Genomic DNA, 17,905 nt, shown 5'->3' with positions numbered 1-17,905 from the left:
CCAGCGATTCGGGTCGTGGCGGTCGCCGTGCGGTTCGTGGGTCGTCCGTGTGATTCAGAATTCATAGTTCATCACCGCCTCGATGGCGTACTGCGCGCGCTCTGCGTCCGGCAGGTAGTCGTCCTCGATGTCGTGGCCCGGGAAGTGGACGTCGTAGCCCGTCGCGCGTTTCACGGGCGCTTTCAGCCGGTCGAGCGCGTACTCGTTGACCAGCGCCGAGAGCTCCGCGCCGAGGCCGAGGCTCCGGCGCGCCTCGTGGAGCACGACGCATCGCCCCGTCTTCTTCACCGATTCGAGCACCGTCTCGACGTCGAGCGGGGCTAGCGACCGCATGTCCACGACCTCGACGTCCGCATCTACCTCGTCGCTCGCCGCGACCGCGTGGCGCACCATCGCGCCCCACGTTAGTACCGTGACGTCCTCGCCCTCGCGAACCAGTCGGGCCTCGTCGAGCGGCAGGGTGTACTCTTCTGTAGGTACGGCCTGACTCCCGCCGCGGTAGATCCGTTTGGGTTCGAGGAAGACGACGGGATCGTCGTCACGGATGCTCGCCGCGAGCAACCCCTTCGCCTGATAGGGCGTGCTCGGGCAGACCACCCGCACACCCGGCGTGTGGGCGTAGTAGGTTTCGGTGGACTCCTGGTGATATTCGAGGGCTTTGACCCCGCCGCCGTAGGCCATCCGGAGGGTCATCGGGAGTTCGATGTCCCCACCCGTTCGGTCGTACATCTTCGCCATCGCGTACATGAACTGGCCGAAGGCGGGGTAGGAGAAGCCCATGAACTGGATCTCGGGGACGATCCGCTCGCCCGCCATCGCCATTCCCACTGCGGTCCCCAGAATACCGTTCTCCGCGAGCGGGGTGTCGATCACGCGCTCCTCGCCGTACTCCTCCAGAAGACCTTGCGTCGCCCGGAAGACCCCGCCGATGGGGCCGATGTCGTAGCCGATCATCCGGACCGACTCCTCGCGCTCCATCTCCTGGTGGAGGGCGTAGTTCACCGCGGTCACGAGGTCGACCTCCTCGGCCTCGTCCCCGGTGTCGTGGTCGGCTTCGGGGGCCGGGTAGATCTCACTCATCGAACCCCTCCCCGGTGAAGTCCGTGAACGGATTCTTCCCGCTCTGCTCGCGTTCGAGCTCTTTTCGCTGGTGGGCCTGGGCCCACGAGTCGCCGTGGAGGTGGTGGTCGAACATCCGCTCGGGCTCCGAATCGGGAACCCCGCGTGCCGCCTCGACCGCCGCCGAGACCTCCTCGTCGAGTTCGGCCTCGATCTCCTCGGCGAGGTCGTCGTCGAGCACCCCCTCCTCGCGGAGGTAGGTCTCGTACCGGTCGAGCGGGTCGCGCTCGGCCCACTCCTCGCGTTGTTCCTCGGGATCGCGGTAGACGTCGGGGTTGTCGGAGGTGTTGTGCTCCTCCATCCGGTAGGTCACGCACTCGATGAACGTCGGCCCATCCCCGTTGCGGGCGCGTTCGACGGCCTCCTCGGCCTTCTCGCGAACCGCGAAGATATCGTTGCCGTCGACGCGCTCGTGGGGGATGCCGTAGGCCTCCCCCTTCTGGGCGAACGTCTCCGAGCCGGTCTGGCGGTGGGAGGGTTCGGAGATCGCCCACTGGTTGTTCTGACAGACGATCACGACCGGCGGCTCGAACACGCCCGCGAAGTTCATCGCGTCGTGGAACGAGCCCTCGCTGGTGGAACCGTCGCCGATGAACGCCATCGAGACCGTCTCACGGTCGTTGAACTTGTCGGCCATCGCCATCCCGACGGCGTTGGTGGTGTTCACCCCGACGGGGGTGTAATCCGGCGAGAAGTTCACCTCCGCGTCGAGGTCGCCGAGGTGTTCGTTCATCGTCTCCGGTTCCGCGCCCATCGTGCTCGCGATGATGTGGGCCATCGGGTAGTCCCAGTAGAGCAGTGCGGGGTTCTGTCGATAGGTGTAGAAGACCCAGTCGTCGGGCGCGAGCGCGGCGGCACAACCGAGCGGGGTCGCCTCCTCGCCCAGCGACCGCGCGATGAGGCTGGCCTCCCCGCTGCGCTGCATGTTCAACATCTTCTCTTCGAGGGTGCGGGTCGCGACCATCGTGCGGTACATCCCCACGAGTTCGTCCTCCTCGAACTCGGGCGGGTCGCCGTCAAGCGCTCCCTCGGCATCGAGAACCTGATACTGTCCCTCCGGCGGCTCGTGTTCCGTCCATTCTACCATGATTCGATCACGTACTCCGCTCGCGGCTCGTCGACCCTCCTGCCGGTCGTACGCACTCACCGACCGGAAATCGATGCTCGCCAACACCGGACACACCGACGCCAGCGGCTAAAAGCGACTCCCGGCACATTCAAGCCGACCATATACCGCGACCACCGCCGCTCAATCGAGGAGGTCGACGAGGTCCGCCACGTCGTGGGTTTCGAGGTTCCTGACGACGTCGACGATCTCGGCTCGCTGGTTCTCGTCGTAGCGCTCCCTGGTCATGGTCTCGAACTTCTCCTCGACCTGCTCCCACGTCATCGGCTGGGTGGGGTGGCCGCTGAAGGCGTCCTTCTCGACGTGGCGCGTCGAGTCGTCCCCGAGTTCGATGTCGACCACGGCGGGCATCTCGCCGTTCTCGAAGCGCTCGGTGAGGTCGTCGTCCTCCTCGACCTCGACCTTCCGAAGGAGCTGTTGTACGTCGTCGCGCTGGATGCGCTCCTCGTCGTAGGCGTCGTTGGTGAGTTCGCGGTCGATGAGCGCCGCCGCGAGCATGTAGGGCAGGGAGTGGTCGGCCTGGGCCTTGGTCTCGACCTCGTAGCGGCTCCCCTCGCCGCCGCCGATGATGAGCTTCGCGCCGTGGAACGTATCGAGGTGGATCGAGTTCACCTGGTTGGGGTCGATGTCCGCGGTTTCGGCGAGTTCGATGACACCCTCGACGGCGGACTGAGCGTAGGTCTCGGCGACGTAGCGTTTCGTCATGGTGTCGAAGACGCGCTCGCAGGACGGGTCGAGGTCCACCTCGAACCCGCCCGAGATGGTCTGCTTCCAGCCCTTCTGGCCCTCGAAGAGGTCGATGGGACCTTCCATGCCGTTCCCGGCGAGCAGCGCCGAGTAGACCGCGTTCCGGGCGGCGTTCGCGCTCGCGATGCCCTTCCACTCGTTGATCCCGCCAGTCCTCGTCACCCGGAGCGCGTTGTGGGCGGTTCCAGCGATCCCGACGGCATTTCTGAGTTGCTCGTGGTCGAGCCCCAGAATTTTGCCCGAGCCGGCGGCCGCCGAGATAACGGTGTGGGTGACGTGGTCCCAGCCCTTGTCCCGAACCGGCGCGTTCCAGGCGAGTTCGGCCTGGAGTTCGTAGGCCACCCCGACGGCCTCGATGAGCTCCCGACCGGTGGCATCGGTGTACTCGCCACAGGCCACGAGGCTCGCGATGTTGTCGCTCGGATGCGGGGTCTCGCCCGGCGCGAGGAACGAGTCCATGAAGTCGAGATAACGCGTGAGCGCGGTGTTGTACATCGCCGCGCCGGTCGGGCTGGCGCGGGTATCGGAACCCCAGAGCCGCGCCGCCTCGCCCGACGCGGTGGTCTCGACGGTGTCGCGAACGATTCGCGTCGCGTCGGCGTCCATCGCGCCGACCGCGATGCCGACCGAATCGAGCACGCGCTTTTTCAGCTCCTCGCGGACGTCCTCGGGGAAGCCGTCGTCGTCGACCGACCCCACGAACCCCGCGATCTCGTCGGTGGTTGTCATACCTGGGGCTACTCCCGGACGGGGGAAAAGGATTGTCGCGGCTGCGTCCGCTGCGAGGCGGTCCTGTCCGTCTTTCGTCGGTCCGGTGGAGTCTTGTGAGTCGCACCCGTCGAGTTTCCCATGCAAGCTTCCGACCTGCTCGTCAGGTGTCTCGAAGTCGAGGGCGTCGACAGGGTGTTCGGCGTCCCGGGCGAGGAGCTGGAGGACATCCTGTTCTCGATGCGCGAGTCGACGGTGGAGTTCGTCCCGGTCCGCCACGAACAGGGCGCGGCGTTCATGGCGGACGTACACGGTCGGCTCACCGGCGAGGCCGGCGTCTGTCTCTCAACCCTCGGTCCGGGCGCGACCAACCTCCTCACCGGGGTCGCGGACGCCCAGCTCGACAAGAGCCCGCTGGTCGCGATCACGGGACAGGGCGGCCTCGAACGCCTCCACCAGGAGAGCCACCAGCGCCTCGACGTGGTGGACCTCTTCGAACCCGTCACGAAGTGGAACACCCAGATCACCGAACCGGAGATCATCCACGAGTCGGTGCGGAAGGCGTTCAAACTCGCCGAGTACGAGAAACCCGGCGCGACCCACATGGAGTTCCCCGAGGACGTCGCGGCCGAGGACGCCGAGGGCCGCCCGATCCGCCCCCGCGAACGCGTGCGCCGACCCAGTCCCGACCAGAAAGCCGTCGAACGCGCCGCCTCGCTGCTCGCCGACGCCGACCGCCCGATCGTTCTGGCCGGCAACGGCGGCATCCGGACCCGCTCGTCCGAACGGCTCCGGTCGTTCGTCGAGGAGACGAACATCCCAGTCATCGGAACCTACATGGGCAAGGGCGCGGTCTCGGACGCCGACGACCACTCGCTGTTCACCCTCGATTCGGGCGACGACGACCAGGCCCAGACCGCGATCGAACGCGCCGACGTCGTCTTCGCCGTGGGCTACGACATCGCCGAGCACGACCCCGAGAACTGGAACCCCGACCTCGAAAAGCGGATCGTCCACCTCGACTTCGAACCCGCCGAGGTCTACGAGCACTACAACCCCCAGGCCGAGGTCGTCTCGGACGTCTCGGCGGGCCTCCGGGCGATCCAGGAGTACGACGAGGCGATCGCCACCGACACCGACTGGTACGCCGACCTCCGGGAGTCGATCCTCGACGATGTGACCCGCGACCCCGAGGACGGTGAACCGTTCAGCGTCGAGCGCACCCTGCCCCTCCTCCGGGAGGCGATGGACGATTCCGACGTTTTGCTCTCCGATACCGGCAGCCACAAGATGCGGATCGCCCAGAACTACCCGACCTACGAGCCGAACACCTGCATCATCTCGAACGGGCTGGCGACGATGGGGATCTCGGTTCCCGGCGCGGTGGCCGCCGACCTCGCCGTCGACTCGAACGTGGTGGCCGCAACCGGCGACGGCGGCTTCCTGATGAACGGTGCGGAGATCGAGACCGCGACCCGACTGGGCTGTGGCTTCACCATCCTGCTGTTCAACGACAACGACTACGGGCTGATCTCCGAGAAACAGGAGGACCACCGGAGCGAGAGCACCGGCACGAAACTCTCGAACCCCGACTTCACGACCTTCGCCGAGAGCTTCGGGATCGAGGGGTACCGGCCCGAGACGTGGGACGAGCTCGGCGAGACGCTCGAAACCGTGGTGCCGAACGACGAGATGGCGCTGGTGGAAGTTCCCGTCGAGTAACGAACGCACCGTTCCGGCAAATCATCGGTTGCCGTCGCTCGTTTTTAGAACCGCGCTAACGGTGATACACTCTCAGTTGTTTCTGGACCGCGCTGACGGTGATACGATATCGTTCGCTACCGAGGCCACGTCTTCGCTCGTTTCAGGACCGCGCTGATGCTGGTGCAAATGAGAACCGCAAACCGCCCAGCACCGGCCACACGCCTCCCCAGCCGACTGTGCTCCTCGCTCGTTCGTTTCACTCACTCCCTGCGGTGCTCATCCCTCACACGCCGATCCGCGGTCGGCGTTCGCTATCGCTCACGCACGACCGCGAGCGCGCGCCACCCCACAGCAACCGCACCGCACGGCGGTCGACCGGGAGCCGATTCAGGCGCGGGCGGTGGCCCAGATGGCGGTGAGCCCGAGCACGAGCGCGGGAACGAACGGTACCACGAGGAAGGTATCGCGCCAGGTCAGACCGAGCACGGCGAGGCTCTCGCCCGAGGCGGCCAGCCAGTAGATCGCCGCCGGGGCGACGATGAAGGCGAGGATCACCATCCCCACCAGCGTCCAGCCCCGCCAGTCGAACTCGCGGTCGGCCGCGCCGGCGGCGACCTCGTCGTACTCGCTTCGGGGCCGGTCGGCCACGGGGTCGCGAACGGACTCGTCGCTCATCGCGCGCGACCACACCCCGTCCGACCCCGGCGTCGGCCCCAGTTCATACCGATTCGACGAGCGGGCCGGACAAAAGCGATGCGGGACGTTTTATTCGCGACGACCGATCCGAGCGCATGGCGGACTCAGACGATCACGACGACCACCATCACCACGACCACGGCGACGAACCCGACCACGCCCACCACGACTTCGACCCGGTCGCCGTCGCGCTGATCACGGTCTCCACGTCCAGACACCTCGACGACGACCCCGCGGGCGACGCCATCGTGGCCGCGATCGAGGACGACGGTGGCTCGGTCGCCACCCGCGAGCTCGTCGACGACGATTACGACGGGGTGCAGGACCGCGTGAACTCCCTCGTCAATCGCGACGACGTGGACGTGGTCGTCACCACCGGCGGCACGGGAGTAACGCCCGACGACGTCACCGTCGAGGCGGTCGGCCCCCTCTTCGACAAACGACTCCCCGGCTTCGGCGAACTCTTCCGGGCGCGCTCGCGCGAGGAGGTCGGCACCCGCGTGGTCGCCACCCGTGCCACGGCCGGGGTCATCGAGGGCGTCCCGGCGTTCTGTCTCCCCGGGAGCGAGAACGCGGCGAGCCTCGGGGCCGAGATCGTCACCGCGGAGGCGGGCCACCTCGCGGGCCTCGCGAAACGCGACGAGGACGTCGAGGACGAGAACGCGGACGACGGCGATACGGACTCCGATTCGGATTCGGACGGGAACTGAGTCAGGACGGCAGCGGACAGAGGCTCGCCGTCAGCACCGCCACCGCGTCGGTCTCGTTGCGCGCGCCGTGGACCGCGCCGCGCTCGTTCGGGACCACGCCCGGTGCCGAAACCGTCTCCTCGTCCTCGTCGCGGGTCACGACCACCGTCCCGTCGAGCACGTGGAAGACGTTGGTAGCGTCCTCGTGGGCGTGTGGCTCCACGGCCGCGCCGGGGCCCAGCACGAACGCCTTCACGAGCACGTCGTCGGTCACGAGGAGTTCCTCGGTCAGCACCTCGCCCTCGTCGGGGTCGAGGTCCGGATAGGTATCGAGCACACCCCGAACGCAGGGTGCGGACCGGGTAGCGCTTTCGCCGATCCGCGAAACTCTCCGCCGGGCCACAGTATATACGCCGGCCGGCCGTCGTCCGGACATGGAGTACGTTACCGTTCAGGACACCGAGATCCCGGCGCTCGGCCTCGGCACGTGGCGCATGAAGGGCCCGACCTGCCGGCGTGCGGTCGCGACCGCGCTCGATTGTGGCTACCGCCACATCGACACCGCCCAGATGTACGGCAACGAGCGCCAGGTCGGCGCGGCGATCTCGGGTGCGGCCGTCGACCGCGACGACGTCTTCCTCACCACGAAGCTCGCGATGGGAAACCGCGACCACGATTCGGTGATCGAGTCGACGGAGACCAGCCTCCGGAAGCTCCAGACCGATTCGGTCGACCTCCTCCTGATCCACCAGCCGAACCGGGGCGTCGAACTCGGAGAGACCCTCGGCGCGATGGACGAACTCGTCGACGACGGACTGGTCGACCACATCGGCGTCTCGAACTTCGGGGTCGAGCGCCTCCACGCGGCCCGCGAGCTCGCCGACGCGCCGATCCTCACGAACCAGGTGATGTACCACCCCTTCTGGGACCAGTCTACGGTGCTGGATTACTGCCAGATACACGATATCATGCTGACGGCCTACAGCCCGCTGGCCCACGGCGGCGCGGCCTCGGACCCCCTGCTGAGCGAGATCGGCGCGCGCTACGACAAGACGTCGGCTCAGGTCGCCTTCCGGTGGCTGATCCAACAGGAGAACGTCTCGACGATCCCGAAGTCCACCTCGCCGGAACACATCGAGGCCAACCTCGCGGTCTTCGATTTCGAACTCACCGACGAGGAGATGCGGGCGATCCGGCGGCCCTCGACCACCCGCACCGCATCGAGCTTCGTCCGGGCGCGGCTCCCGTTCTGACCCCGGGAGCTTTCCGCTCGCCGGTCGAAGGCACGGTATGGCGACCCAGCTCGCGGACGGCATCTGGTGGTTCGAGCTCTCGGGCGTGAACGCCTACCTCGTCGAGGACGACGTGCTCACTCTGATCGATGCCGGCACGCCGTTCGACGCCGCGACCATCGAGGCCGAGGCCGAGGCGACGGGACACCGGGTGGGGGAGATCGAGCGCGTGCTGCTCACCCACTACGACTTCGACCACGTCGGCGCGCTCTCGAAACTCGACGACCTCGACGCCACGGTCCACGCCGGGCGGGCGGACGCGGCGCTTCTCACCGGGGACGAGAAACCCCGACTCGGCAACCGAAAGGGCGCGTTCCAGCGCGCGGCGGGCCCGTTCGTCGACACGCCCGACCTCCCCGTCGAGGTCGTCGCCGACGGCGACACCGTGGGAACCTTCACGGCCTACCACACCCCGGGCCACACCCCCGGCCACATCGCGTTCGTGAGCGAGGAGCGCTCGGCGGGCTTCTTCGGCGACCTCGTCTTCGAGGGGTCCGGACGGCTCACCCCCTCCGGCTGGGCGATGAGCCACGACACCGACGCCGTCGCCGAGAGCATCCGGTCGGTCGACGACCGGGTCCCCGACTTCTCGGTGCTCGGGATGGGCCACGGCGTACCGTTCGTCCGCGAGGGCGACGCGCGCCTCGCGGACCTCGCCGCCGATCGCTGAAGAACGGGGACGCTTTGGTCCCGGGCGGCGAGGGATGGGACGATGAGCACCGACGACCTGCCGAACGGCTGGGATCGAATCGAGGATACCGACCAACAGGGTGGCCAGTACAACCCACAACAGCCGATCCAGTACGAGCGCGACGCCCTAGAGCTCCACCTCCAGCCCGCGACGAACGCCGCCGACACCGACCAGGACGTCTGGCAGGTGAACGCGATCCGGACCGAAGGCGACGGGCCGGAGGTCCTCCGCGAGGAGATCGAGGGCCGCGATGCCGCCATCGGCACCGCTCGCGAGTTCATGGAGGCCTACAACGAACGCCACGTCGAGGGCGACGAGAGCGTCGACGACCTGATCTCGTCGTTCTAGCCGTCCGCAGTGAGTTCTTCGGCCACGGTTTTCGCATCGAGCAGGGCCGGATCCACGAGGAGGTCGGCCTGGCCCTTCGCGAACTCCGGCAGCGAATCGCGCGAGTAGACGACGATCCTGATCCGTCCCACTAGGTCCACCACCACCGGGATCGAGGTGGCCTGGCCGACGTCGGTGAGGACGAAGACGTCGGCCTCGTTGATACCGGCGTCCTCGAGCGCCGGGCGGTTGGCGAGGCCGTCGACGCGCGAGACCGCGACCCCCTCGGCTTCGAGCGCGTCGCCGAGACCGTCGAGGTCCGGACCCGCGACGACCGCGTTTCGTTCCCCCGCCATCACTCGTACTCGATGGTCGCGGGCGGTTTGTGGGTCACGTCGTAGACGACGCGCGAGACGTTGTCGAGCGATCCCGTGATACGACTCTGGAGGCGCTGGAGGGTGTCCCAGTCGACTTCGAGGGCGCGGGCGGTCATGCCGTCGCGGGAGTCGACCGCCCGGACGGAGACGACCCAGCCGTGGACCCGGTTGTCGCCTTTCACGCCCGTGGCCTTCCCGATGACCGCCGCGAGCGCCTGCCAGGGCTCGTACTCCTCCAGTTCCTCCTCGACGACGTGGGTCGCCTCGCGGGCGACGTGGAGTTTTTCTTCGGTGACCTCACCGAGCACCCGGACCGCGAGGCCCGGACCCGGGAACGGCATCCGTTCGGCCACGAGGTCGTCGAGACCGAGTTCGCGGGCGACCTCGCGGACCTCGTCCTTGTAGAGGTCCCGGACGGGTTCGACGATCCCCTCGAAATCGACTCGGTCGGGGAGGCCGCCGACGTTGTGATGGGACTTGATGTTCCCCTCCGACTCGATCCGGTCGGGGTAGATGGTCCCCTGCACGAGGTAGTCGGCGTCCGTCTCGCGCGCCTCGGTTTCGAGTTCGCGGATGAACCGCTCGCCCACGACGTGGCGTTTCTCCTCCGGGTCCGTCACGCCCGCGAGCGCGTCGAGAAAGCGCTCCTGGGCGTGGACGATCTCGAGGCTCTCCATGTAGGAGAAGGTCTCCGCGACCTGTTCGGTCTCGCCTTTGCGCATCAGACCCGTGTCGACGTAGACGGGCGTGAGTCGGTCGCCGAGCGCCTCGTAGGCCAGCGCCGCCGCCACGGACGAGTCCACACCACCGGAGAGCGCGATCACCGCGCTCGCGTCGCCGACCGCCGCTTCGATCTCCGCGACCGCCTCGTCGATGAACTCCGCTGGGTCGACCATCAGGCCTCGACCTCGGTCGTTTCGGTCGGCTCCTCCCGATCGATGGCGGCGTCGAGCAGCCCGACGAACGGCGGGCTCGCCCGGCCGGGCCGCGACCGGAACTCGGGGTGGAACTGGGTCCCGAAGAAGAACGGGTGGTCGTCGAGTTCGAGGACCTCCATCCGGTTGTTCGCCCGGCCCGAGAAGGAGAGCCCCGCCGCCTCCAGCTCGTCGATGTACTCGGGGTTGACCTCGTAGCGGTGGCGGTGGCGTTCGGTACACGACTCGCCGTAGAGCTCGGCCGCGAGCGTGCCCGGCTGGATCTCGGTCGCGTGGGCCCCGAGACGCATCGTCCCACCCAGATCCTCGACGTCGTACTGTTCGGGCAGCAACCCGATCACGGGATGGGGGGTCTCGGGAACCATCTCGGTCGAGTGCGCGCCCTCCAGCCCGAGGACGTTGCGCGCGTACTCGACGACCGCCATCTGGAAGCCGAGACAGAGGCCGAGGTAGGGCACCTCGTTCTCGCGGGCGTACCGGGCGGCATCGATCTTCTCGCGCGTGCCGCGCGTCCCGAACCCGCCGGGGACCACGATGGCGTCGGCCTCCCGAACCCGGCGCTGGTGGGTGTTCGCCATCTCCTCGGCGTCGACCCAGAGCACCTCGACCTCGACGCCGTGTTCGAGACCGGCGTGCTTCAGCGCCTCGTGGATCGAGAGGTAGGCATCTTCGAGCGCGTACTTCCCGACGAGCGCCACTTTGACCGTCCCGGACTTCTCGCGGGTCACGACGTCGCGCCACCAGCCCGCACGTTCGGCGGCCGGCTGTGCCGCGTCCTCGATCTCCAGGCGCTCCATGACGTGCTCGTCGAGGCCCTCCTCCTCGACGACCAGCGGCACGTGGTAGATGTCCTCGACGTCGGGATTCGAGAAGACGGCCTCCGTCGGGACGTCACAGAACAGCGCGATCTTCTCCTTGGTGTCGGGGTCGAGTTTCTCCTCACACCGCCCGACCACGACGTCGGGCTGGAGCCCGATCGACCGGAGCTCCTTCACGCTGTGCTGGGTGGGTTTGGTCTTCTGCTCGCCGTTCTTCGAGAACGGGACGAGCGTGACGTGTGCCAGCAGGACGTCCTCCTCGTTCTCCTCGTGGGTGAACTGCCGGATGGCCTCGTAGTAGGGGCCGCCCTCGATGTCCCCGACCGTGCCGCCGACCTCGATGAGACAGACGTCGTGGCCCGCGGCGGCCTCCCGCACCCGGCGCTTGATGTCGTCGGTGATGTGGGGGATGATCTGGACCGTCTTCCCGAGGTAGTCGCCGGCGCGCTCCTTCTCGATGACGTTCTTGTAGAGCTTTCCCGTGGTTATGTTCTGGTCGAAGCTCATGTCCTCGTCGAGGAAGCGTTCGTAGTTCCCCAGATCCAGGTCGACCTCGCCGCCGTCGTTGAGGACGTAGACCTCGCCGTGCTGGTAGGGGTTCATCGTCCCGGCGTCGACGTTGAGATAGGGGTCGATCTTGACGGCCGTGACGTCGAAGCCGGCGTTCTCGAGGAGTCGGCCCGTGCTCGCCGCGGTGATTCCCTTCCCGAGGCCGCTCATCACGCCCCCGGTGACGAAAACGAATTTGGGTCCCCCGTCGGGACTCGTGGAGTTTGTCGGCATAGCAACGGTCTGCAACCGGAGGACAAAATGGTTTCGGAGGTTCGTAGCGACCCCCTCGACCGCGGGGGTACGACCTCGTCGACGAACGACGGACGTCGGGAGCCGCTACGGTTCGGCATCGTCCGGCTCCGACCGGTCCAGGAGCTTCTGCTCGGCTTTGTAGAGGTGTTCGTGGAGCGTCGAGGTGGTGATACCCAACTCGTCGGCGAGCTCCTCGGCCGGCGTCTCGGTCGGCCAGCGATAGTAGCCGCGGTCACGAGCGAGCCGGAACACCTCCCGCTGGCGGTGGGAGAGCCGACCGAGGGGGAGCGGTTCCGCGCCGCCGTTCGACGGGTTCGTCGCTCGTTCTATCCCCTGAACCGCGATCTCCGCGCCCTCCTCCTTGCGGATCGCCGCGAAGTGGTCCTGGATCGTCTCGCGGTCGTCGTTCGAGAGGAGCGTCCACCGTTCGCTGCCGTCGTGGATGTCCGTTCGTTCGGCGTGCGCGAACCCCCTCGCGAAGAACGCCTCGCTGATCTGTGTCTCCCCGTCGTGCTCGACGAGGAGGTCGCGGCTCGCGTTGCCCGGCGGTGTGACCGCCGGCCGACGGTCGTACCCGCCCTTCATCCCCGACATCCGATACACCGACTCGAACCCGTCGACCACGTCGAGGGCCCGCTCGATCGTCGCCCGGGTATCGCCGTAGACCGTGACGTGCGTCGTCGCCCGTCCGTCCACCCGCGAATACACGCCGTAGGCGAGAAACCCGACGTCGACTCGCTCGGTCGTTCGTATCGTCCAGCAGTTCGGATGCCAGACGTCCAACGTGACTCGGAGCGCACTACCGGAAGCGTTCATACACCTGTTCGAGGGGTGGGGGGCCGTCGCATATAGCGTTTGTTCGACACACCTGCTATCGTTGGTCGTCCATCTATCGCCGTCCCGTTCGTTCGTCCGTTCATGACGAATCTCACGCATGGACGGTGGACGGGATGAGCGCCCGATACGACTTCGTCGCCGGCGCGAAGGCCACTGCCCCGCTTCTCCTCGGGGTTCTCCCGTTCGGGCTGATCGTCGGGGTGACCGCCTCGAACGTCGGGCTCTCGCCCGTCGAGATGGTCGGGATGTCGGTCCTCGTCTTCGCCGGCGCGGCCCAGCTCGCGGCCATCGACCTCATGGGGCAGGGCGCGCCCGTCGCGGTGGTGGTCATGACGGCCGTCGTCATGAACGTCCGGCACACCATGTACAGCGCGTCGATCGCGCCGTACTTCCGGCGGTTCAGCGGTCCCGCCAAGTGGGTGAGCGCGTACTTCCTCAACGACGAGACCTACGCGGTCGCCATCACCGAGTTCCGGAACTCGGGCCCCGACGCCCGACATTACAAACGGTTCTACCTCGGCTCCGGGGTCGCGATGCTGACGACCTGGGTGGCGAGCACCGGGCTCGGGATAGTCCTCGGGGCGAACCTCCCCGCAGGGCTCTCCCTCGAGTTCGCCATCCCGCTCACCTACCTGGCGCTGCTGTTCACGACGCTCGACGACCGCTCGACCGGGGTCGCCGCGCTCGTCGCGGCGGTCGTGAGCCTCGTCGCCGCCGTCCTGCCGTTCAACCTGAGTCTCGTGGCGGCGGCGCTCGTCGGGATCGCCGCTGGCGTGGCGGTCGAGGTCCATCGAGGGACGTTCCCGACGGTCGACCGTGAGCCGCGTTCGGACGGCGGGGACGCCACGAACGGGGGGTCGGGGTAATGGCCGAGTACACCACAGCGGCTGTCTGGTTGGTCATCGCCGTCGTGGGGGTGGCGACGTACCTCTTCCGGCTCTCGTTCCTCCCGTTGATCGGCCGGCTGGAGCGGGTGCCGCCGCGTCTCACGGGGACCCTCCGGTTCATCCCGGTGACGGTGTTCGCCGCGCTCGCCGTCCCCTCGATACTCTCGCTCTCGGCCGCACCGACGCCACACCTCGTCTACGAACCGGCGAAGCTCCTCGCGGCCGGGCTCGCCGTGGTGGTGGCGTGGCGAACGAGGAACATGTTCGCGACCATCGGTATCGGGATGGTCGTGCTCTGGACCGTGCAGCTGCTGCTCTGAGCCCCGGTCCACCGAGGTCGATTCCGATGTGCTATCGGGATGGCTACCACTCGGTGAGCGCGCCGCGGCCGTGGGCGCGCACGAGGGCGAACAGGAAGCTGAGGGAGCCGCTGACGGCGACCAGCCCGCCGAGGTAGAACACCCACGCCATCCCGACCGAGCTCATGAGCCAGCCGCCGACGACGGGTGCGACGAGGCTCCCGGGTCGCCAGACGAGGTCGCGGATGCCGAAGCTCGCGGCCACGCCGCTCTCGTCGTCGTCGCTACCCTCGTCGGCGAACAGCGCCATGCTCGCTGGTTCGCGGAATGCCTCGGTGACGCCGAGCAGGGCGTTGAGTACCAGAAGGGGCACGAACGCGGCCGAGACGTAGCCGACCGCGGGGATCGCATCGGGGAGGCCGAGCGCCGTCCCGACGGCCGGGGTGAAGGGTACGGCGAGCGCGACGATCCCATACGTACCGCCGCCGACGAAGACGAACAGCGCCCGTCCATATCGATCCGAGAGCGACCCGATCGTCGGTTGGAGCACGAGGTTCGCGAGCTTCTCGGCGGTGATGACCAGTGTGACGGCGATCGGGACCATTTCCAGGCCGCCGCGGGCGGCGACCACGCCCGCGAACAGTGGCACCCACGTCCGGACGAGGGTGACGGCGACCGAGTACTGCGCCCGGAAGACGCTGAGGGTGCGGATGCGGCGGTTGAACGCGAGGCCGGTGAAGGGGATCCCGCGGATGGTGGTCTCGTCGGATTCGAGCACGAAGACGACCGCGAGGAAGGTGAGGACGTAGAGCCCGACGAGGGGCCAGAAGACGAACGCGAAGCCCGAATGCTGGTAGACCACGCCGGCGGTGAGACTCCCCGCGATGGCGGCGGCGAAGCGCGCGGCGTTGGACTTCCCGATGACGTTCGCGCGGGTCTCCTTGCTGGCGAGTTCGCCGACGAACGCCAGCGTCAGGAGGCCGATCCCGACCACCACGATGCCTTGGAGCGCGCGGATGCCGACGAGGGTCGCCGGCGAGACGACCTGCGTGAAGAGCGCGTAGACGACGGCCCCGACGGCGAGACAGCCACCCAGCACGACGCGTTTGTCGTAGCGGTCGCCCGCCCACGCCAGCGGCACGACCGCGAGGAACTGGGCGGCGGTGAAGCCCGAGTAGAACAGCCCGGTCGTCAGCCCGGAGGCGTGGAGCCGGTTGACGTAGTAGGGGAGGAGAACGATGAGCGTCGAGTAGCCAAAGCGCCCCGCGAACCGAACGAGATAGAGCGCGAGAAACTGGCTTCGACGTTCGGTGGAGGCGGACACTCCGTCCCGTTACCCAAGCCCGGAAAAGCGCGTTTCGCTTTTCGTTTGTCTCGGTCTGTGCCCGGTTCGATTCGCCGTGGTCAACACCCTTAATCGACTCCCACGCCTCCGTTCGCGTAGTGCCATCTGCCATCTCGACGACCGATCTCACGAAGAACTACGGCGACGTGCAGGCGCTCGACGGCCTCTCGCTCGACATCGAGCAGGGCGAGTTCTTCGGGCTGCTCGGGCCGAACGGCGCGGGCAAGACCACCTTCATCAACATCCTCGTCGGGCTGGTCTCGAAATCCGGCGGCGAGGCGCTGGTGTTCGGCAACGACGTCGAGGCCGACTACCGCGAGGTGCGCTCGCGGATCGGGCTCGCACCCCAGGAGTTCAACGTCGACCGGTTCTTCCCGGTTCGCGAAGTCCTGCTCCACCAGGCGGGCTACCACGGCATCAACGGCGAGGAAGCCCGCCGCCGCGCCGACGAGGCGCTCAAAACGGTGGGCATCTACGACAAGCGCGACTCACGGTTCGACTGGCTCTCCGGCGGGATGAAGCGTCGGTTCATGCTCGCCCGCGCGCTGGTCTCCGAGCCCGACCTCCTGATCCTCGACGAACCCACCGCCGGCGTCGACGTCGAACTCCGCCACGACCTCTGGGAGATCATCACCGACCTCAACGAGGACGGATTGACTGTGCTCCTGACGACCCACTACATCGAGGAGGCCGAACAGCTCTGTGACGAGGTCGCCATCATGGACGAGGGCCAGAAAGTCACGGTCGCGAGCCCGGCCGAACTCATGGCGAAGGGCGACGACACCGTCCGGCTCCGGCTCCGCGACCCGCCGGCCTCGACCCCGACCGTCACGGACGACCGCGTCACCGACGTCGGCCTCGACGGCGACCTCCTCACCGTCTCGGCGGCCTCGGGCGGCGAAGTCACCCCAGAACTCGTCCGGGACCTCGACCGCCAGGGCCACACCGTGGTCGACGTCGATATCTCGCGGACCTCGCTCGAAGAGGTGTTCATCTCGCTGACGGGCCACGACGACGAGGAGACGGCGAACGGCGATCCCGACGACTCCGAGCGGGACACCGAGGCCGCCGCGCCGGAGGCCTCGCTGTGAGCGTGGTCTCGACGGGCGCGCGAACCCTGCTCCGGCGCGAGGTGCTCCGGTACGTCCGGCGACCGTGGAACACGTTCCTGCCGCCCGTGATCACCAACGCGCTCTACTTCGTGGTCTTCGGGGTGATCCTCGGCGGGCGGATCGACGCGACCGGCGGGACGCCCTACATCCTCTTCATCCTGCCTGGACTCGTCGTGCTCGGCGCGACCAGCGACGCCTTCCAGAACGCCTCCTTCACCATCTTCCACGGTCGCTGGAACAAGTACATCCACGAGGTCCAGACCGCGCCGCTGTCGTACGTCGAGATGGTCGGCTCGTACATCTCGGCGAGCGCGCTCCGCGGGATCGTCATCGCGGCGCTCGTCACGCTCGTCGGGGTGGTCTTTACGAACCTCGACCCCGGCGTGCCGCCGGTGAGCACGACCCATCCGGTCTACGCCGTCGCCTTCGTGCTCGTGATAACGGTGCTCTTTGCGGCCTTCGGCGTTCTCGGCGGTCTCTGGGCGGAGGACTTCGACTACCTCACGGTGATGAACCAGTTCATCATCCGGCCGCTGGTGTTCTTCGGGGCGGTCTTCTACCCGCTCTCGGCGCTGCCCCCCATCTGGCAGACCGTCTCGCTCCTCAATCCGATGGTCTACATGGTCGACGGGCTGCGCTATGGCTTCCTCGGGACCGCGGACATCGACCCGACGGTCTCGCTCGTCGTGCTCGCCGTCGCGGCGGCGGTGATGGTCGTCGTCGACGTCCTGCTGTTCAAACGCGGCTACGGGCTGACGGAGTGAGGGCGCGTTCCGGAGCGGTTCAGCGCTCCTCGAAGAACGCCACGACCCGCACCGCGACCTTCCCCGCCTGGCCGAGGAAGAAGTGGTCGGCCGACAGTCCCTCGACAGCGATGTCGAGGTCGCGGGCGCGCTCGACGACGGGCTCCCAGTCGGCGGTCGTATCGCGCTCGGCGTAGAGGACCGTCACTGGACAGTCGATCCCGTCGAGCGCGGCCACCGCGTCGCTCTCCCCCTCGCCCCGGTCGGGCGCGAGCGCACACACTCCCCAGAGCCCCTCGATATCGCTCGCGGCGCACAGCGCCATCGTCGCGCCGAAACTGAACCCGAACAATCCGACCTGACCCGCGCGCTCGCGTGCCCACTCGACGGCGTTTTTGGCGTCCTCCTGTTCGCCGCGGCCCTCGTCCCAGGCTCCGTAGTCGAATCGGAGGCAGGCGATTCCCCGCTCACAAAGCGCGTCGCTCACGGCGGTGAGCCGCTGGTCCGAACGGGTGCCGCCGTCCTGTGGGTGGGGCGGGCACGCCACGACGAGCCGGTCGAGGCGGTCGTTCTGGTTCGTGCCCTCGGGCGTGTCGAGCGTTCCGCGGACGTCGCGCCCGCCGGGAATAGCCACGGTCATCGGCCTCGT

Annotated in this window: 20 protein-coding genes; 9 read left to right on the top strand and 11 right to left on the bottom strand. The window is 67.8% G+C overall.

Annotated elements, in window-relative coordinates; translation table 11 throughout:
* Positions 1-54: 54 nt before the first annotated feature.
* From C447_RS01445 to C447_RS01435, 3 genes are all read right to left on the bottom strand, one after another.
* Complete coding sequence (locus tag C447_RS01445; RefSeq protein ID WP_007690145.1) at positions 55-1,080, bottom strand: alpha-ketoacid dehydrogenase subunit beta; 1,026 nt, start codon at positions 1,078-1,080, stop codon at positions 55-57.
* Entirely contained in the window at positions 1,073-2,206 is a 1,134-nt protein-coding gene (locus C447_RS01440) for a thiamine pyrophosphate-dependent dehydrogenase E1 component subunit alpha (RefSeq protein ID WP_007690142.1), read from the bottom strand. Before C447_RS01440 ends, C447_RS01445 begins: the two co-directional genes overlap by 8 nt.
* A 162-nt stretch (positions 2,207-2,368) precedes the next feature.
* Entirely contained in the window at positions 2,369-3,721 is a 1,353-nt protein-coding gene (locus tag C447_RS01435) for an MmgE/PrpD family protein (RefSeq protein ID WP_007690138.1), read from the bottom strand.
* 120 nt (positions 3,722-3,841) lie between these two features.
* Between C447_RS01435 and C447_RS01430 the strand changes: the two genes are divergently transcribed.
* A complete protein-coding gene (locus C447_RS01430) occupies positions 3,842-5,422 on the top strand; it encodes an acetolactate synthase large subunit (RefSeq protein WP_007690136.1) in 1,581 nt (526 codons plus the stop codon).
* 369 nt (positions 5,423-5,791) lie between these two features.
* Here C447_RS01430 and C447_RS01425 read toward each other — a convergent pair whose 3' ends face one another.
* Positions 5,792-6,079, bottom strand: coding sequence for a hypothetical protein (locus C447_RS01425; protein WP_010612507.1), 288 nt, complete (start codon positions 6,077-6,079; stop codon positions 5,792-5,794).
* Between the two features lie 116 nt (positions 6,080-6,195).
* On the opposite strand from C447_RS01425, the gene C447_RS01420 reads away from it, so the two are divergent.
* Positions 6,196-6,810 (top strand): MogA/MoaB family molybdenum cofactor biosynthesis protein, encoded by a 615-nt coding sequence (locus C447_RS01420; protein WP_007690133.1) that lies wholly within the window; start codon positions 6,196-6,198, stop codon positions 6,808-6,810.
* Position 6,811: 1 nt separating this feature from the next.
* On the opposite strand, the gene C447_RS01415 is transcribed toward C447_RS01420, so the two are convergent.
* On the bottom strand, positions 6,812-7,126 hold the full coding sequence (locus C447_RS01415; RefSeq protein ID WP_007690131.1) for a cupin domain-containing protein: 315 nt from the start codon (positions 7,124-7,126) through the stop codon (positions 6,812-6,814).
* Positions 7,127-7,223: 97 nt separating this feature from the next.
* Here C447_RS01415 and C447_RS01410 point away from each other — a divergent pair, with 97 nt between their 5' ends.
* The 3 genes from C447_RS01410 to C447_RS01400 are packed head-to-tail and all read left to right on the top strand — an operon-like array spanning position 7,224 to position 9,120.
* Positions 7,224-8,042 carry an aldo/keto reductase gene (locus C447_RS01410; protein WP_007690130.1) on the top strand — a complete coding sequence of 273 codons (819 nt, stop codon included), beginning with the start codon at positions 7,224-7,226 and terminating at the stop codon, positions 8,040-8,042.
* 37 nt (positions 8,043-8,079) lie between these two features.
* Positions 8,080-8,751 carry an MBL fold metallo-hydrolase gene (locus C447_RS01405; protein ID WP_007690129.1) on the top strand — a complete coding sequence of 224 codons (672 nt, stop codon included), beginning with the start codon at positions 8,080-8,082 and terminating at the stop codon, positions 8,749-8,751.
* A 42-nt stretch (positions 8,752-8,793) separates the two neighbouring features.
* Positions 8,794-9,120 (top strand): hypothetical protein, encoded by a 327-nt coding sequence (locus C447_RS01400; protein ID WP_007690128.1) that lies wholly within the window; start codon positions 8,794-8,796, stop codon positions 9,118-9,120.
* Here C447_RS01400 and C447_RS01395 read toward each other — a convergent pair.
* The 4 genes from C447_RS01395 to C447_RS01380 form a co-directional block, all read right to left on the bottom strand.
* On the bottom strand, positions 9,117-9,455 hold the full coding sequence (locus C447_RS01395) for a DUF7126 family protein (protein ID WP_007690127.1): 339 nt from the start codon (positions 9,453-9,455) through the stop codon (positions 9,117-9,119). The genes C447_RS01400 and C447_RS01395 overlap by 4 nt on opposite strands.
* Positions 9,455-10,372, bottom strand: coding sequence for a glutamine-hydrolyzing GMP synthase (gene guaA, locus C447_RS01390; protein WP_007690126.1), 918 nt, complete (start codon positions 10,370-10,372; stop codon positions 9,455-9,457). Before guaA ends, C447_RS01395 begins: the two co-directional genes overlap by 1 nt.
* A complete protein-coding gene (locus C447_RS01385; RefSeq protein WP_007690124.1) occupies positions 10,372-12,012 on the bottom strand; it encodes a CTP synthase in 1,641 nt (546 codons plus the stop codon). The genes guaA and C447_RS01385 overlap by 1 nt, the downstream gene beginning before the upstream one ends.
* A 105-nt stretch (positions 12,013-12,117) precedes the next feature.
* Positions 12,118-12,849: a helix-turn-helix domain-containing protein gene (locus tag C447_RS01380; protein WP_007690123.1), complete on the bottom strand. Its 732-nt coding sequence runs from the start codon at positions 12,847-12,849 to the stop codon at positions 12,118-12,120.
* A 134-nt stretch (positions 12,850-12,983) separates the two neighbouring features.
* On the opposite strand from C447_RS01380, the gene C447_RS01375 reads away from it, so the two are divergent.
* Both C447_RS01375 and C447_RS01370 read left to right on the top strand, forming a co-directional pair.
* Positions 12,984-13,736, top strand: coding sequence for an AzlC family ABC transporter permease (locus C447_RS01375; RefSeq protein ID WP_044956135.1), 753 nt, complete (start codon positions 12,984-12,986; stop codon positions 13,734-13,736).
* Entirely contained in the window at positions 13,736-14,077 is a 342-nt protein-coding gene (locus C447_RS01370; RefSeq protein WP_007690119.1) for an AzlD domain-containing protein, read from the top strand. The genes C447_RS01375 and C447_RS01370 overlap by 1 nt, the downstream gene beginning before the upstream one ends.
* A gap of 43 nt (positions 14,078-14,120) precedes the next feature.
* Here the strand turns inward: C447_RS01370 and C447_RS01365 are convergent, their stop codons facing one another.
* Positions 14,121-15,380 carry an MFS transporter gene (locus C447_RS01365; protein WP_007690118.1) on the bottom strand — a complete coding sequence of 420 codons (1,260 nt, stop codon included), beginning with the start codon at positions 15,378-15,380 and terminating at the stop codon, positions 14,121-14,123.
* A 119-nt stretch (positions 15,381-15,499) separates the two neighbouring features.
* On the opposite strand from C447_RS01365, the gene C447_RS01360 reads away from it, so the two are divergent.
* A complete protein-coding gene (locus C447_RS01360) occupies positions 15,500-16,492 on the top strand; it encodes an ABC transporter ATP-binding protein (protein ID WP_007690117.1) in 993 nt (330 codons plus the stop codon).
* The gene (locus tag C447_RS01355) at positions 16,489-17,277 is read left to right on the top strand and encodes an ABC transporter permease (protein WP_007690116.1); all 789 of its coding nucleotides are present in this window, start codon (positions 16,489-16,491) and stop codon (positions 17,275-17,277) included. Before C447_RS01360 ends, C447_RS01355 begins: the two co-directional genes overlap by 4 nt.
* Before the next feature lie 19 nt (positions 17,278-17,296).
* Here the strand turns inward: C447_RS01355 and C447_RS01350 are convergent, their stop codons facing one another.
* Positions 17,297-17,896 carry an alpha/beta hydrolase gene (locus tag C447_RS01350; protein ID WP_007690113.1) on the bottom strand — a complete coding sequence of 200 codons (600 nt, stop codon included), beginning with the start codon at positions 17,894-17,896 and terminating at the stop codon, positions 17,297-17,299.
* Between the last annotated feature and the right edge of the window lie 9 nt (positions 17,897-17,905).

It is taken from the genome of Halococcus hamelinensis 100A6 (genome assembly GCF_000336675.1).
Classification (GTDB): domain Archaea; phylum Halobacteriota; class Halobacteria; order Halobacteriales; family Halococcaceae; genus Halococcus; species Halococcus hamelinensis.
This window is presented reverse-complemented; position numbering and strand designations above follow the sequence as displayed.